Consider the following 15321-nt stretch of genomic DNA (forward strand, 5'->3'; position numbering starts at 1 on the left):
ACCTTGCTCTGCTGCATGTGACGGTGCGACGGGACCAGGCCCGTTCGGCTACGGTGGATCTCTCGCGGAACAATATTGCGCGGATCGAATCGCTGCTCACCGAGTCGATCAGAACGTGGGAAGACGGTCTCGCCGAAGCAGTCTCGCAGAATGCGGCTATCGACTCCGTCGTCGCCTCGCGGTACGCAGAAGCGCTACCGGAGGCCTACAAGCAGGATTTCGGCCCCGAGCGCGCCGTGTCCGACATCGCGCGTTTCGAGAAGCTGGCGGACGGCGCCATCGACATGCAGCTGTACCGAAATGTCGACTCGGACGTCGGAAGTTGGCGGTTCAGCCTGTACATCGGAGGACGTGGTGTATCCCTGAGTCAGGTCCTTCCGGTTCTGCAGAGCCTCGGGGTCGAGGTGGACGACGAGCGGCCGTACCCGGTGGTTCGCGCAGACGGAATGCAATGCTGGATATACGATTTCGGAGTTTCGGCATCACGCGAGATGCTGCTGGCGGCGATCGACGGAGACCTGGATTCGGAGTTGCAGGCCGCAGGTTCGGCGGATCGCGAGTCGCGCGTACAACTTCGATTCACCGACGCGTTCACCGCGGTGTGGGAGGGGCGTGCCGAGGCCGACAGGTTCAACGAACTCGTCATGCGTGCCGGACTGGATTGGCGTCAGGCGCAGATTCTGCGGGCTTACGCAAAGTATCTGCGGCAGGCAGCTTTTCCTTACAGTCAGTTCAACATCGAAGGGGTGTTGCTGGCTCATCCACGCACCTCGCGGCTGTTGGTGGGATTGTTCGAAGCGCAATTCGACCCGGAGCACTCCTCCGTCGAACTGTCGGCGGTACTCGACGGTGAGTTGAGGTCCCTGATAGACGAGGTGATCAGCCTCGATGCAGATCGGATTCTGCGCGCGATCTTCGAACTGATTCGCGCAACCCTGAGGACCAACTACTACGTCGTCGACAGTTCCGGTGTCGGCCGCGAGTTCCTCTCGCTCAAGCTCGATCCGCAGCGAATTGCCGAATTGCCCAAGCCCAAACCGACATTCGAGATCTTCGTGTACTCGCCTCGAGTCGAGGGCGTGCACCTGCGCTTCGGTGAGGTCGCTCGAGGCGGACTGCGATGGTCCGACCGTCGTGAGGATTTCCGGACAGAAGTCCTCGGATTGGCCAAGGCGCAGATGGTCAAGAATGCCGTCATCGTGCCGGTGGGGGCCAAGGGCGGATTCGTCGTCAAGCGGCCTCCGGCGGTGACGGGCGATGCGGCCGTCGATCGGAGCGCGACGGCGCAGGAAGGCCAGGCCTGCTACCGGTTGTTCATCGCCGGTCTGTTGGACGTGACCGACAATCTGGATCGAGCGAGCGGGTCCGTCATCCCGCCCGCACGGGTCGTTCGCCGTGACGGTGACGACACCTATCTCGTAGTCGCTGCAGACAAGGGCACCGCGACATTCTCGGACCTGGCCAATTCGGTTGCCGCAGAATACGGTTTCTGGCTGGGCGACGCCTTCGCCTCCGGTGGATCAGCAGGCTACGACCACAAAGCGATGGGGATCACCGCCAAGGGCGCCTGGGAGAGCGTCAAGCGCCACTTCCGCGAGATCGGTGTCGACACGCAGACCCAGGACTTCACCGTTGTCGGTGTCGGCGACATGAGTGGCGATGTCTTCGGTAACGGAATGCTGCTGAGCAGGCACATCGGGCTCGTCGCAGCATTCGATCATCGACACATCTTTCTGGACCCGAACCCGAACCGGCCCAGTGCATACGCCGAACGTGAGCGGTTGTTCGCCCTGCCCCGGTCGTCGTGGGCGGACTACGACTCCTCGCTGATCTCCACCGGTGGCGGGGTGTGGGACAAGACCGTCAAGTCGATTCCGATCAGTCCCCAGGCGCGGGCGTCCCTCGGGCTGGACGAGGACGTTACATCGTTGTCGCCGCCGGCACTTGTCCGAGCCATTCTGATGGCACCTGCCGACCTGCTGTGGAACGGCGGGATCGGGACCTACATCAAAGCGTCGAGCGAATCGAACGCCGAGGTGGGGGACAAGTCGAACGATGCTGTTCGGGTGAACGGTAACGAGATCAGAGCGACGGTGGTGGGCGAGGGTGGCAATCTGGGCGCCACCGCACTCGGCCGAATCGAGTACGACATGTCCGGCGGGCGAATCAACACCGACGCCGTCGACAACTCGGCCGGCGTCGACTGCTCGGACCACGAGGTCAACATCAAGATTCTGCTGGAAGCAGCAATCGCCGACGGTACGCTCGATCGCGGCGATCGCGATGAGCTGCTCGCGTCGATGACCGACGAGGTCGGACGCTTGGTGCTTCGGGACAATTTCATGCAGAACGAACTGCTCGGCACATCGCGATTCGACGCACCGTCGTTGCTCACCGTCCACGGCCGCGTCATCGACGACCTCGAAACTCGTCGTGGATTGGACCGCGAGCTCGAGGCTCTGCCGAGCAAGACCGAAATCCGCAAGCGGAAGGGCGAGGGCCGCGGGATGACGTCCCCCGAACTTGCAACTCTGATGGCGCATGTGAAGCTCAGTCTGGAGAGCGATCTGCTGGCCAGTGAGCTTCCCGACAGTGACGCGTTCGCGCCGAGGTTGCCGAAGTACTTCCCGGCGCCACTACGCGAGCCGTTCCGCGACGCGATCACCTCGCACGCGCTTCGCCGGCAACTGGTGGCGACCACACTCACGAACGAAACCGTCGACCGAGGTGGGATCACCTACGTCTACCGATTGGCCGAGGACGCCGGAGCCACCGGTACCGACGCCGTACGCGCCTTCGCTGCTGCGACGGCGATCTTCGATCTCGACAACCTGTGGGAAGACATACGATCGGCGGGTATCCCCACGGCGTCGTCGGACGAACTTCTCCTCGAATCCAGGAGGGTTCTCGATCGAGTGGCACGTTGGCTGCTGACCAACCGGCCGCAGCCGCTGGCGGTGGGCGCCGAAATCAGTAGGTACGCAGGCAAGGTCGCCGCGCTCAGTGGACTGGTCGGTGGATGGATCGACGGTCACCAAGCACGAGATCTCGACGTCCGCGTCGAATCCGCGGTCGGCAGGGGTGCGCCGAGAGCGCTTGCAACGAAGGTGTATCGGCTGCTCGACGTGTTCTGCCTTCTCGACGTCATCGACGTCGCGGACATCACCGATCACGAACCGGACGAAGTCGCGGAACTGTACTTCGCACTCGATGCGCACATCGGTGTCGACTGGCTGTTGACCTCGGTGTCCGGACTCGCGCGAGGAGATCGCTGGCATTCGTTGGCGCGTCTGGCGTTGCGCGACGACCTGTACTCGTCGTTGCGCGCGATCACCAAAGAAGTTCTACTCGGAGGTGAACCGCACGAGAGCGCGGCAGAGAAGATCGCGGAATGGGAAACGACCAATGCGTCGAGGCTGGCACGCGCTCGTGCGGCGCTGCGCGAGATAGCCGATTCCGGCACCCTGGATCTGGCGACGCTGTCCGTCGCTGCGCGCCAGGTTCGCAGCATGGTGCCCTAGAGTTCTGAAAAACGTTGACCGCGAACGAAAGAAGACAACTGCAGTGAGTGTCCCTATCGACCACTTGTCCGACAAACGAGATCCGGAGAGCCGCATCGGATTTCACACCAGCGTCGAAGTGCGTTGGTCGGACATGGACGTCTACCAGCACATCAACCATGCACGCATGGTGACGCTGCTGGAGGAGGCTCGGATACCGTGGCTCCTGATCGACGGCAAGCCGACCGCGAATCTGCGCCATGGTGCGGTGATCGCCGACCTACACGTGAAGTATCGCGGACAGCTCCGTCATGAGGACGGGCCGCTGGACGTGTTCATGTGGGTCGACAAGGTGCGGGCAGTCGACTTCGTCGCCGGGTACGAGGTTCGTGCGAAAGGAAAATCGTTGGATACGCCCGCGGCCATCGTCGCGTCGACACAGATCGCCGCATTCGACATCGACGCGCAGCGGCTGCGGCGACTCACCGCAGAAGAACGCGAATATCTTCAGAGCTGGCAGCGTGTTTGAACGAGTACTCACCGTTCCCGACGCGGTCGAACGCGACAACCTGACTGCCTTCCTGAGAAAGGCGCTGCGGCTCGACGATGCTGCGGTCGTGCGGATGCGAACGAGATCGGACGGCAGACTTGCGGTGTGGGCGTCGACCGGGTTCGACGCCCTTGCCGTTCGGGTCGTCTCCGGCTCGATTGCACCCGACGACACGTCCGCGGCCGCCGATCAGTTGCTCGCGGCGCTCGAATCCGTCGACGACGGTGCGGTGGATCCAGGCTTTTCCATGGATTCTGCATGGCGTGGCGCGCTCCCGCCCGAACACGGTTTCGAGCACATCGATGATGTGCCCGCCCGGGTACTGATCGATCTGGCGCAACGTGGTGCTGTGCTGGCCAAGGAACACGGCAGTAGTCATGGGCCGCCGGTGTCGCTGCTCGACCAGGAGGTCCTGCACGTCGACGGTGGTGCCGACGGTGTGTCGATCACGATGAGGACGGTATTCGCGCTCACCGCAATGGGATTCGTTCCGTACACGGGTCAGGACCCGTTGACGGCGACCGTCGATCCGACCCGAATCGAGGGCAGCGAAATCGTGCGGGTGCGAGCAACCAAGGTGTGGTTGCGCCTGGACGCTCGCTACGGTTCGGTGTTCAGCCGACGTGGGAACCCTCTGTCGTTGACTGTCGAGCGCTGAGGGCTCAGACCAGCCACGCTGCGGCGTCGGGCGGCAACTGTCCGTCCACCACGGGAGCGCTCGCCATCAGCAGTTCGCCAGGGGGCAGCGGTATGGGCACGTCGGTCGCGTTGAGTGCGCAGATCAGTCCGCCGCGTCGACGGAACGCAAGACATCCGGGAGGGCTCCCGTACCAATCGAGGCCTGGGCCGGCGAACTCCGGACGCAACGCACGAAGTTCGAACGCCGACCGATACAGGCTGAGCATCGAATCGACGTCTTCCAGTTGCTCCTCGACCGTCAGCGACGCCCATTCCGCGGGCATCGGCAGCCAAGTGTCGTCCGAAGTGCTGAAGCCGAACGGAGGCGTCGATCCCTCCCACGGAAGCGGCACTCGGCAACCGTCACGGCCGCGTTCGGTGCGATCCGAGCGCTCCCAGACCGGATCCTGCAGTGCGGAGTCGGGCAGATCGGCGTTCGGCAGACCGAGCTCGGCGCCGTTGTAGACGAATACTGCACCCGGAAGCGCCAATTCGAGCAGGATCATTGCCCGCGCTCTGGCTGTTCCGCGCTTGCCACCGCCGTAGCGGGTGACTTCACGCACGACGTCATGGTTGGACAGCGTCCACGTCGGCGTCCCATCGACCCGCGACACTGCGTCGAGCGAGTTGGACACCGCGTCGCGTATCGCGGTGGCGTCGAATGCTGCCTCTGCCAGGCGGAAGTTGAAGCCGAGATGCAACTCGTCGGGTCGGATGTACTCGCTGAACTTCTCGTTGTCCTGTACCCAGATCTCACCGACAGTTGTCGAGTGCTCGTACTCGTTCATCACTTTCCGAATTCCGCGGTGAATATCGTGTACGGCGTCGTTGTTGAACCGCGGATCGTCGTCGTCGTTCCTCATCAGAGCATTGAGTTCGAGATTCATGTCGGGTAGGCCCGCAGGTTTGGCCATCCCGTGAGCGACGTCGATGCGAAAACCGTCGATGCCCCGATCGAGCCAGAATCGAAGTGTCTTCGACAGATCCTCGAACACTTCCGGATTGTCCCAGTTCAGGTCGGGCTGCTCGGCGGTGAAGATGTGCAGGTACCACTGCCCCGGGGACCCGTCGGACGCGCCCACCTGTGTCCATGCCGGACCACCGAAGATGCTCGGCCAGTTGTTCGGGGGCTCGCCGCCGTCGGGGCCTGTGCCGTCGCGAAAGATGTACCGCGCGCGCTCGGGGCTACCCGGTGCCGCTGCGAGCGCCGCCACGAACCACGGGTGCTGGTCGCTGCTGTGGTTCGGCACCAGGTCCATCGTGACCTTGATGTCCCGTGCGTGTGCTTCCTCGATCAGTGCGTCCATGACATCGAGGTCGCCGAACAGTGGATCGATCGCGCGTGGATCCGAGACGTCGTAGCCGTGGTCGGCCATGGGTGAGCGCATGACAGGGCTCAACCAGATCGCATCGATACCGAGCAACTCCAGGTATCCGAGTTTGTCGCGTACACCGCCGAGGTCACCGACACCGTCACCGTTGGAATCTGCAAACGAACGCGGATAGATCTGGTAGGAGACGGCATCCTTCCCCCACGGTTCGGTCTCGAGTCGATCGGTCACAGTGGGCAAGTCTGCCAAACCATCACGCTGTGCCTCGATGAGGGAGGGGGTTCGTGTTCGTCACGCCCTACGGATGTGCGGAGCGGCGTCGGCGTTCCAGTGTGCTGAGCGTTGTGCGTGTGACCCCGGCCGCACCGAACGACTCATTCGGTCACTTCGCGCGACGAACGCGCAGGTTGCAGCGGCTGCACAGGTTGCAACGCGTGCCTGGGCTGGAACGTGCGCGTGGGCTGGGGTTGGGACCGAACGACTCATTCGGTCACTTCGCGCGACGAACGCGCAGGTTGCAGCGCGTGCCTGGGCTGGACGTGCGCGTGGGCTGGAACGTGCGCAAATACACACCGTATTGCCGGTTTTGTACGGCAAAACAGTCGCTTTGTCCGAAAGATGAGGTACCGTTTCGGACGAAACCGGAGCGAGGGGTACGACACACAATGACCGAACAGTCGATCGAGGCAGTACGCCTGAGTGAAGTGATGCTGCAGCCGAGTCCCATCAACCCGGACTGGATCCTCGACGGCACACCGGAGGCCCGCATGGCCGAGTGGTCACGCAGCGCGGATGGAACGACCACAACGAACGTCTGGGATTGCACAGCGGGCCGTTTCCGGTGGTTCTTCGCCGTCGACGAAATCGTGCACATCATGGACGGCTCGGTGACTGTGTCCTCGGACGAGCATCCTGCGCGGACGCTTGTTGCGGGTGACGCGGCTCTGTTTCGTGCGGGTACGTGGTCGGAGTGGCACGTCGAAGACTATGTGCGCAAACACGCAATACTCCGCCAGCATCTTCCGCCCTCCCTACTGCTCGCTCTGAAGTTCGCCGGCAACGTGCGCGGCGCACTTCGGCGGGCAAGGGGTCTCGGACGGAAAGAACCGGTATCGTCAGACCTCTGACGCTCAGATCGCCGAGTTCACCATCGAATTCGCTGCCATCTCCATGTAGTCGACCAGCTGTGCGCGGTGAGTCTCGTCCAGTACCGAGTCATCGATCGATGCGATGGCAATGTGCATGCATCGCAACCACGCGTCGCGCTCGATCGGACCGATCCGAAAGCCCGCGTGCCGCATGCGTAGTCGGGGGTGTCCGCGCTCATCGGAGTACGTGCGCGGACCGCCCCAGTACTGCTCGAGGAACATCCGCATTCGCCTCTCGGCGGGTGCGAGGTCTTCCTCCGGATACAGCGGTCGAACTATCTCGTCCTTGGCCACTTCTTCGTAGAACTTGGCCGTGAGCTGGTGGAACGTGTCCGCGCCGCCGACCGCGTCGTAGAAGGTCTGCTGCGGTTCGGTCATCGTCTTTTCTCTCCAGTCGCAATTGTCGAACAGGGAACTACACGGCCGGTACGAGCAGTCTTACTTTGCCAGGTCGGCCACGGCGCCACCTTGTCGGCCTTGTGGATACGGTGCCTTGATTCCAGCGTCGTCGAACGCCTGGAGAATTTCGCGATGCAGTCGCCGCTGTACCGCCCACTGCACGCCCGGCCTGGTCTTGACTGTAATTCGTATGGTGACGGTATCCGAACTCACGGCGTTGACGCCCAGCATCTCCGGGTCGCCCAACAGGTCGTCCTCGAATGCACCGGATGCGACGACGTCGAGTGCGGTCCTCTCGGCGACCTCGCAGGCGTCGTCGAGATTTGCTGTGTGGGCTACCGGCAGATCGAGCACGGCGACGGCGAATCCCTGGCTCATGTTTCCCACTCGAAGAACCTCGCCGTTGCGGCAGTACCAGACTGTGCCGTTGACGTCGCGGATAGTCGTCACACGCAATCCGACGCTTTCCACCGTGCCGATTGCTTCCCCCAGGTCGACGACATCGCCGACCCCGTACTGGTCTTCCAGAAGCATGAATATTCCCGACAAGAAGTCGCGGACGAGGTTCTGCGCACCGAAGCCGAGAGCGACGCCGACGATTCCCGCCGAGGCGATGAACGGGGTCACATTGACCCCGACCACTGCAAGCACTGACAGGATGAACCACGTAAGGATGACGACGGATACGCCGGACTTCAGGACCGAACCGATTGTTTCGGCGCGTTGTCTGCGCCGCTCCGACAGAATCGAACCCCGCATCGACGACGGTGCACGTTCGCGCAAGGGGCGCAGCAGAGGTGGTTTGCCGGATTCGACGACAGTTCGCCGGGTGAAGCGAGCGATCAGTCGGTGCAGAACCACCCGGAGCGCGATCGCGAGGACGACGTAGCCGGCAATCTGTAAAGGTCTGTCCACCAACCAGTCTCGACCCGTTTCGGTCAGTTCGAATGCCCGTGTGTCGAGGGCAAGTGATGACAGGTGGACGGGTGGGCTCGAAGCAAGAACAGACACTTCCAAAGTCTACGGACGACGCGCAGTTTCGCCACCTTCGTGACGAAGGATGCTCCGTTGGCCCGAAGTTCACGGTTCGGCAAACGTGATTATGACGAAAAGGGGTGTGCAGAAGCGGTGTTTTCGTGTTCCACTGTCTCACGTGTTCCACGCAAGCCATGCGCGGACGCCGACCTCTTTCGGGAGAACACCCATGAAGAACAAGCAACACCGTCATCGACAACTCCTGCCCACCGATGTTCACGACACCGCAGACCAGCGGGAACGGATATCGGGGGCTTCTCCGCTGCATGTTGTATCTCCTGGTGAGGACGTCGTTCCCGCCTGGGTCAAGCGCCGGGTGCTGCTTCTGAATGCCACCTTCGAGCCGCTGACCGCCCTGCCGATGCGTCGCGCAGTGGTTCTGCTCGTATGCAACAAGGCCGACGTCGTCCACGACGACCCGTCCGGGCCATATATCCGCTCGGCCGACTTCTCGGTCCAGGTGCCCTCTGTGATCCGACTGAGAACCTTCGTCCGTGTGCCGTACCGCGCGAGAGTCCCGATGACCCGGGCCGCGCTCATGCATCGCGATCGGTTCCGATGCGCGTACTGCGGCGCCAAGGCGGAGACCGTGGACCACGTCGTTCCGCGTAGTCGAGGTGGTGAGCATTCGTGGGAAAACTGTGTCGCGTGTTGTGCGCCGTGCAATCACCGCAAAGCCGACAAGATGCTCAGTGAGCTGGGTTGGGCGCTCCGCGCGCAACTCGTTCCGCCGAAGGGTCCGCACTGGCGATTGCTGGCGAGCAACAAGGAACTCGATCCGTCGTGGTTGGCCTACCTGGGTGAAGGTGCGGCCTGATCCAGGTCGGCTGGGTCAGTTTTCGTCGGTGCCTGGTTTGTCCGTGGCGGGGCGCGGCCGGTGTACTTCGCCCTGGAACGTGACCCGGCGTCGCTCTGCAGCGAAAAGTCGGCTAACGTCACACCCTGTGAGCATTCTCGAGACACTGCTGTTATTCGGCGTGATACCGGCCGCGTTGGTCGGAATCATCGGCGCACTGTCCTTCGTCGCCGACAGGCAGCCCGGCATGAGCGTCACGCCGTACACGCTGTCGGAGAAGTGGACACGTGAACCAATGTTGTGGAGCGCGACCGACGAGGTGACACCGCACGGTGGGCACGGCGGTTCGCACGCATCCACCGCGGATTCGATCGGAGGGTCGGCAAGTGGCAAGTGGTGAACTGGTCAAGAGTCACGTCGATGTCGACGACCTGCCCTATGGGTCTGCGTTGACCTCGAGCGGACGAGTGTCAGCTGCGCACGAGTTCGGAACCGCGAATCCGACGCATCTTCCGTTCGCGACGCAAGATCTCGTTGCCCTCGACGACGCCCTCGCTGAAGCGACACGTGCGACGCAGATTCGCTTCAACGTGTACGTCGGTGATCTCGGCGACGATGTCGTGGCCGGCGCCAACGATGTGTTCCCGGGTACACCGGACGCGATCCGCTCGATTCTGATCGCAGTGGATCCCAACAACAAGGCAATCGAGATCCGCACTGGTCGTCGAGTGTCCGATCGCGCGACCGATCGCGTCGCGCAGCTGGGCATCACTGCCGCCGTCGGGCCCTTCCGCGACGGAAACCTGATCGACGGGCTGGTCAGCTCGATACGCGTCATGGCTGCGGCGATCGTCAGTCCATAGGAACTCACACCGACTCACAAGAAATGCGCCGTTCGAATCGAACGGCGCATTTCTTGTTTCTGCGGTAGGTCAGCTCGCGTCGAACTCCCGCGCCGCGAGCGCACGCACGATTCCCGCGCGGCCCTCGATCACCAGACGACGTAGCGCAGGCGCCAGATCCTTCTCGAGGAACCTGTCCGCGACAGCGACGGAGTCGGCGTCGATCGACCACGATGGGTACAGGCCGATCACCACGGTTTGCGCGACTTCACTGGACCGCCGAGCCCAGACCTTTTCGATCGCGGCGAAATAGCGGTCCACGTACGGTTCCAGCAGTTCCGTCTGACCGGGGCCCGCGAACCCGCCGACGATCGAACGGGCCGTGATGTTGGGAACGGAGTCGTCGTCGACCACCGTCGTCCACGCCTGTTCCTTGACCGCGCTGTCCGGTCGTATTGCCCGCGCCGCTGCGGCCGAACGGGCGCCCGCCGCGGTGTTGTCCCGAGCGGCCTCGGCGTCGATGACGGGGGAGTCGATACCGTCGCTGTCGATGGCGCCGGCTGCCGCGAGTGCGGACACCAGCCGCCACCGCAGATCGGTGTCGACGTCGAGACCGTCGAGTCCCTGCCGAGCAGTGTCACCTTCGAGCAGCGCCTGCAGGACGGTCACGTGACGGTCCGACAATGCCGAACCTGCCAGTGCGTTGACGAACGCCAGCTGATGATCGGAACCGGACTCCGCGGCGCGAGCGCATTCGAGCAGCGTGTCGGCGAACTCGGGCTGGCCGTGCTCGGCAGCCCAGCCGGGCTCGGCGTAGCTAATGATCGCCGTCTGGGCCTGCAACAGGAGTCGCTGAACGACGCCGACTTCGGTCTCGGCTCCGATCCCGCGCTGAACGAGAGCGACGAAATCGCGAGCCTTCATCTCTGCCTGCCGGGTCATCTCCCACGCCGCCGACCACGCAAGGGTGCGGGGGAGAGACTCGGCGATATCACCGATCCGCGCGACGAGCACCGACAGCGAGTCGGGATCGAGCCGAACTGCGCAGTAGGTGAGATCGTCGTCGTTGACGAGAACCAGCTTGCCGCGCGAGACACCGACCAGAGCGGGAACGTCGGTGCTCTCGGCCGCGTCCAGATCGAGTTCGACGCGTTCGGTGCGCACGAGCTTGCCGCCCTCGTCGTCGTAGATTCCGACGGCGATGCGGTGCACTCGATGCTCGCCTGCACCCGGGGCCGCGCCGCTCTGCTTGACCGCGAACCGGGTGAACTTGCCGTCGGTGTCGACGTCGAAGTCCGGGCTCAGCGTGTTCAAGCCGGTGGTGCGCAACCACTGGGTTCCCCAGTCCGAAAGATCGCGGCCCGACGACTTCTCCAGTGCTGCAAGAAGATCCGAGAAGGTCGCGTTTCCGAAGGCATGGTCGACGAAGTAGCTGCGGAGGCCGGCGAGGAAGTCTTCCTTACCGACGTACGCCACGAGCTGTTTGAGAACGCTCGCGCCCTTCGCATAGGTGATGCCGTCGAAGTTGACCTCCACTGCTGCGAGATCGGGGATGTCCGCGGCGATCGGATGCGTGGAGGGTAACTGGTCCTGACGGTACGCCCACGCCTTCTCGACGTTGGCGAACGTCGTCCATGCGTTGCTGTATTCCGTTGCCTCCGACTGGCACAGCACCGAGGCGAACGTCGCGAACGATTCGTTGAGCCACAGGTCGTCCCACCACGTCATGGTCACCAGGTCGCCGAACCACATGTGCGCCATCTCGTGGAGAACGGTCTCGGCGCGGCGTTCGTACGAGTAGCGAGTCACCTTGGAACGGAAGACGTAATCCTCCAAGTAGGTGACCGCGCCGGCGTTTTCCATTGCGCCTGCATTGAACTCGGGCACGAAGAGCTGGTCGTACTTCCCGAATGCATACGGTGTGCCGAAGTTTGCGTGGTAGAAGCCGAAACCCTGCTTGGTTTCGGTGAAGAGACGCTCGGCATCCATGTACGCGGCAAGCGATGCGCGGCAGTAGATGCCGAGGGGGATCGTGCCGTGATCGTCGGAATACGAGTCGGTCCACTCTGCGTACGGACCGGCGATCAACGCGACGAGGTAGGTGCTCATCAGCGGAGTCGTGGCGAAGACGTGTTCACCCCCAACGGGTTCCGTTGCATGTGCCGAGTTGGAAATGACTTTCCAGCTGTCGGGGGCAGTCACCTTCAGGTCGAACGTCGCCTTCAGGTCCGGCTGATCGAAGCAGGCGAACATGCGCTTGGCGTCGGCAGTTTCGAACTGCGAGTAGAGGTAGACCGAACCGTCCGACGGATCGACGAAACGGTGCAGTCCCTCGCCGGTGTGCGAGTAGAGGCAATCGGCGACGACCGTCAGCTCGTTGTTCTCAGCAAGGTTCTCGAGCGTGATACCGGTCTCTTCGTCGTACCCCGAGACGTCGAGTTCGGCTCCGTTGAGAACGGCTGACTTGATGCCGTCGGCGACGATGTCGACGAATGTCGAGGCCCCGGGTGTCGCTGTGAACGTGATGGTCGTCGTCGACAGGAATGTCTTCTCACTCGGTTCACCGGACCCGTCGGTCAGGTCCAGAACGATCGAATAGGTGGGATTGCCGAGCACGGCGGATCGTGCTGCAGCGTCATCGCGAGTCAGGTTGGGAGCAACCACGTCAGTCAAGCACCTTCTCCAGTAGGAAACGTTGATGCCACCATCCCATCACGTCTTGGGTTCGGCATGCCGGACAAGGGAGGCCGTGGAATGCTTCTGCGGTGTCTGCGGTTGAGTGTGCGGACAGGACCTATTCGCTCGAATACGAAGGAGCCTCACGTGAGTGGCAGCGCGCAGAAGGACACTGCGGATTTCTGGTTCGACCCCCTCTGCCCCTGGTGCTGGATCACCTCACGGTGGATTCTCGAGGTGGAGAAGGTCCGCGATATCGACGTCAACTTCCACGTGATGTCTCTCGCGGTTCTGAACGAGGGCCGTGACCTGCCCGAGAACTACGCGGAAATGATGAAGACGGCGTGGGGCCCGGTGCGCGTCGCGATCGCAGCCGCACAGTCCGAGGGCGACAAGATCCTGCCACCGCTGTACACCGCGCTCGGTACACGTATTCACAACGAGGGCAACAAGGATTTTCCCGAGGTCATCGAGCAGGCGCTTGCCGAGCTTTCTCTGCCCGCCGAACTTGCCAAGGCCGCCGACAGCTCGGAATACGACGAGGCACTCCGAACGAGCCACCACGCGGGCATGGACAAGGTCGGCCCCGACGTCGGCACGCCGACCATCCACGTCAACGGCGTCGCGTTCTTCGGTCCGGTTCTCTCACGTATCCCCCGTGGCGAAGAGGCCGGCAAGCTGTGGGATGCGTCGGTCATCTTCGCGTCGTATCCGCACTTCTTCGAACTCAAGCGCACCCGTAACGAGGAGCCGCAGTTCGACTAGGCGATCCTCGCCAGTGGCGCGGTTGAGTGCATTCCAGTGCACTTAACCGCGCCACTGGAGGCGGAGCCGACCGTCAGGCGACGATCCGATCCGAGCTGTCCGTCGTTCCGAACGAGCGATGGTCGCCGCGGCTGAATCGCCATGCTGACCATGCTGCTGCGGCCGCGTCGAGTGCATCATCGAGAGCTGGGCCAACGGGAAGGCGCGCCAACCCGTCGGCGAGGTCGTGCGGGTCGATCCATCGGCTCAGTGCCGCCATTCGCTGTCCTGCTCCGCGTCCCGACTTCTTGGACGCGAATGCGACATCGGGCGCCATCAGCCGGAACGAGCACTCTGGATGAACCTCGACCACGCGTTCAGTGTCGAACGAGATCGACTGCCAGGAACGAATTGCGGGCATCAGATGCCATGTCTGCATGCTGATCGCCTTGCCGGTGATGTCGCGTGAGATCGCACAGGCGTCGGCGTAGGACGTCGCCTCGACTGTGGCGTGAACAGGGGTGTGGAAGATCGACGACCGGGCAGGTCCGAGAAATATCTTGGCTTCGACTTCGCTGGCCCGGTATCCATTGGTCGGCATCGTCAGGGGCATATCGACGCCAACTGTTGTGCACGACGCAGTCGCGGCAAGAACCGACTCGGCATCGCGCTCGACCGTCCAGTCCACCCGATCGCCGTCGAACCGAGCGATCACCCACCTGCCCTTCGCGCCGTCGACTCCGGCCACCGTATTTTCCGTGCGCGAACTCACCTGTCAGACTCTATGCATGCGCGTATACCTGGGTGCAGACCATGCCGGTCTCGAGTTCAAGAATCAGATCATCGAACACCTCACGGCCACCGGGCACGAGCCCGTCGACTGTGGTGCCTTCGATTACGACCCCGTCGACGACTACCCCGCGTTCTGCATCGATGCTGCCCGCCGCGTCGTCGCCGATCCAGGCAGCCGCGGCCTCGTCCTCGGGGGCTCGGGCAACGGAGAGCAGATCGCCGCGAACAAGGTGCCGGGCGCTCGATGTGCTCTTGCATGGAGCGTGGAAACGGCCAAGCTCGCCCGAGAGCACAACGACGCGCAGCTGATCGGAATCGGCGGGCGCATGCACACGCTTCCCGAGGCTCTCGCCATCGTCGACGCTTTCCTTGGCACTGCCTTCTCCGGAGAGGAACGCCATCAGCGTCGCATCGACATCCTGTCCGAGTACGAGCGCAGCGGTGAGGCTCCGGCAGTCCCCGGCGGCGAAGCCTTCGGCAATTCCGTGAAGCCTGCCTGACCTTGCCCGAGGGACACACGCTGCACCGACTGGCGGGTCTTCATCAACGACGATTCGGCGGGGCGCCGGTAGAGGTGAGCAGTCCGCAGGGGCGGTTCACCTCCGGCGCCGCACTGATCGACGGCCTGGTGCTCGAACGGGCCGAGGCGTGGGGGAAGCATCTGCTGCACCGCTACGAGTCGGATCTGATCGTCCACATCCATCTTGGGCTGTACGGAAAGTTCTCGGATCAGACTGTCCCGATGGACGACCCCGTTGGCGCAGTGCGTCTGCGGATGGTCGGGGAGAAGTACGGGACCGATCTACGTGGGCCCACCGCGTGCGAGATCT

15 protein-coding genes are annotated in these 15321 nt (G+C 63.1%); 10 read left to right on the forward strand and 5 right to left on the reverse strand.

The features are described 5' to 3' along the window. The 3 genes from A2J03_RS22770 to A2J03_RS22780 all read left to right on the forward strand — a co-directional run. On the forward strand, positions 1-3521 hold a 3521-nt coding region (locus A2J03_RS22770), incomplete at its 5' end, for an NAD-glutamate dehydrogenase (protein WP_068378527.1). A 43-nt stretch (positions 3522-3564) separates the two neighbouring features. After that, positions 3565-4029, forward strand: coding sequence for an acyl-CoA thioesterase (locus A2J03_RS22775; protein WP_068378529.1), 465 nt, complete (start codon positions 3565-3567; stop codon positions 4027-4029). Further along, entirely contained in the window at positions 4022-4708 is a 687-nt protein-coding gene (locus A2J03_RS22780; protein WP_068378531.1) for a hypothetical protein, read from the forward strand. The genes A2J03_RS22775 and A2J03_RS22780 overlap by 8 nt, the downstream gene beginning before the upstream one ends. 4 nt (positions 4709-4712) lie before the next feature. On the opposite strand, the gene A2J03_RS22785 is transcribed toward A2J03_RS22780, so the two are convergent. Continuing rightward, the gene (locus A2J03_RS22785) at positions 4713-6290 is read right to left on the reverse strand and encodes a glycoside hydrolase family 13 protein (protein WP_068378533.1); all 1578 of its coding nucleotides are present in this window, start codon (positions 6288-6290) and stop codon (positions 4713-4715) included. A gap of 434 nt (positions 6291-6724) precedes the next feature. On the opposite strand from A2J03_RS22785, the gene A2J03_RS22790 reads away from it, so the two are divergent. Beyond that, positions 6725-7186, forward strand: a complete 462-nt coding sequence (locus A2J03_RS22790) for a cupin domain-containing protein (RefSeq protein WP_068378535.1) — start codon at positions 6725-6727, stop codon at positions 7184-7186. 3 nt (positions 7187-7189) lie between these two features. On the opposite strand, the gene A2J03_RS22795 is transcribed toward A2J03_RS22790, so the two are convergent. Together A2J03_RS22795 and A2J03_RS22800 are read right to left on the reverse strand one after the other, a co-directional pair. Continuing rightward, positions 7190-7585, reverse strand: a complete 396-nt coding sequence (locus A2J03_RS22795; protein WP_068378537.1) for a globin — start codon at positions 7583-7585, stop codon at positions 7190-7192. A 60-nt stretch (positions 7586-7645) separates the two neighbouring features. Then, positions 7646-8617: a mechanosensitive ion channel family protein gene (locus A2J03_RS22800; protein WP_068378539.1), complete on the reverse strand. Its 972-nt coding sequence runs from the start codon at positions 8615-8617 to the stop codon at positions 7646-7648. 193 nt (positions 8618-8810) lie between these two features. Between A2J03_RS22800 and A2J03_RS22805 the strand changes: the two genes are divergently transcribed. The 3 genes from A2J03_RS22805 (at position 8811) to A2J03_RS22815 (ending at position 10300) form a co-directional block, all read left to right on the forward strand. After that, positions 8811-9458, forward strand: a complete 648-nt coding sequence (locus A2J03_RS22805) for an HNH endonuclease (protein ID WP_197480920.1) — start codon at positions 8811-8813, stop codon at positions 9456-9458. Positions 9459-9585: 127 nt separating this feature from the next. Next, complete coding sequence (gene ctaJ / locus A2J03_RS22810; protein WP_068378541.1) at positions 9586-9837, forward strand: aa3-type cytochrome oxidase subunit CtaJ; 252 nt, start codon at positions 9586-9588, stop codon at positions 9835-9837. After that, entirely contained in the window at positions 9824-10300 is a 477-nt protein-coding gene (locus tag A2J03_RS22815; protein WP_068378543.1) for a DUF5130 family protein, read from the forward strand. Before ctaJ ends, A2J03_RS22815 begins: the two co-directional genes overlap by 14 nt. Positions 10301-10369: 69 nt before the next feature. On the opposite strand, the gene pepN is transcribed toward A2J03_RS22815, so the two are convergent. Then, positions 10370-12943, reverse strand: coding sequence for an aminopeptidase N (gene pepN / locus A2J03_RS22820; RefSeq protein WP_068378545.1), 2574 nt, complete (start codon positions 12941-12943; stop codon positions 10370-10372). A gap of 159 nt (positions 12944-13102) precedes the next feature. Here pepN and A2J03_RS22825 point away from each other — a divergent pair, with 159 nt between their 5' ends. Next, the gene (locus A2J03_RS22825; RefSeq protein ID WP_068378547.1) at positions 13103-13720 is read left to right on the forward strand and encodes a mycothiol-dependent nitroreductase Rv2466c family protein; all 618 of its coding nucleotides are present in this window, start codon (positions 13103-13105) and stop codon (positions 13718-13720) included. Between the two features lie 73 nt (positions 13721-13793). On the opposite strand, the gene A2J03_RS22830 is transcribed toward A2J03_RS22825, so the two are convergent. Beyond that, positions 13794-14471 carry a DUF429 domain-containing protein gene (locus A2J03_RS22830; protein WP_082898029.1) on the reverse strand — a complete coding sequence of 226 codons (678 nt, stop codon included), beginning with the start codon at positions 14469-14471 and terminating at the stop codon, positions 13794-13796. 16 nt (positions 14472-14487) lie between these two features. On the opposite strand from A2J03_RS22830, the gene A2J03_RS22835 reads away from it, so the two are divergent. Together A2J03_RS22835 and A2J03_RS22840 are read left to right on the forward strand one after the other, a co-directional pair. Then, entirely contained in the window at positions 14488-14991 is a 504-nt protein-coding gene (locus A2J03_RS22835) for a ribose-5-phosphate isomerase (RefSeq protein ID WP_068378552.1), read from the forward strand. Positions 14992-14993: 2 nt separating this feature from the next. Next, positions 14994-15321, forward strand: a 328-nt coding sequence (locus A2J03_RS22840) for a DNA-formamidopyrimidine glycosylase family protein (protein WP_331712390.1), incomplete at its 3' end; no start/stop codon positions are given.

Origin of the sequence: Rhodococcus sp. EPR-157, assembly GCF_001647195.1 — a bacterium.
Classification (GTDB): domain Bacteria; phylum Actinomycetota; class Actinomycetes; order Mycobacteriales; family Mycobacteriaceae; genus Rhodococcoides.

Coding starts and splice junctions, on each gene's coding strand:
- A2J03_RS22795 (WP_068378537.1), bottom strand. CDS start 7,585: ATGACCGAACCGCAGCAGACCTTCTACGACGCGGTCGGCGGCGCGGAC.
- A2J03_RS22835 (WP_068378552.1), top strand. CDS start 14,488: ATGCGCGTATACCTGGGTGCAGACCATGCCGGTCTCGAGTTCAAGAAT.
- A2J03_RS22790 (WP_068378535.1), top strand. CDS start 6,725: ATGACCGAACAGTCGATCGAGGCAGTACGCCTGAGTGAAGTGATGCTG.
- A2J03_RS22805 (WP_197480920.1), top strand. CDS start 8,811: ATGAAGAACAAGCAACACCGTCATCGACAACTCCTGCCCACCGATGTT.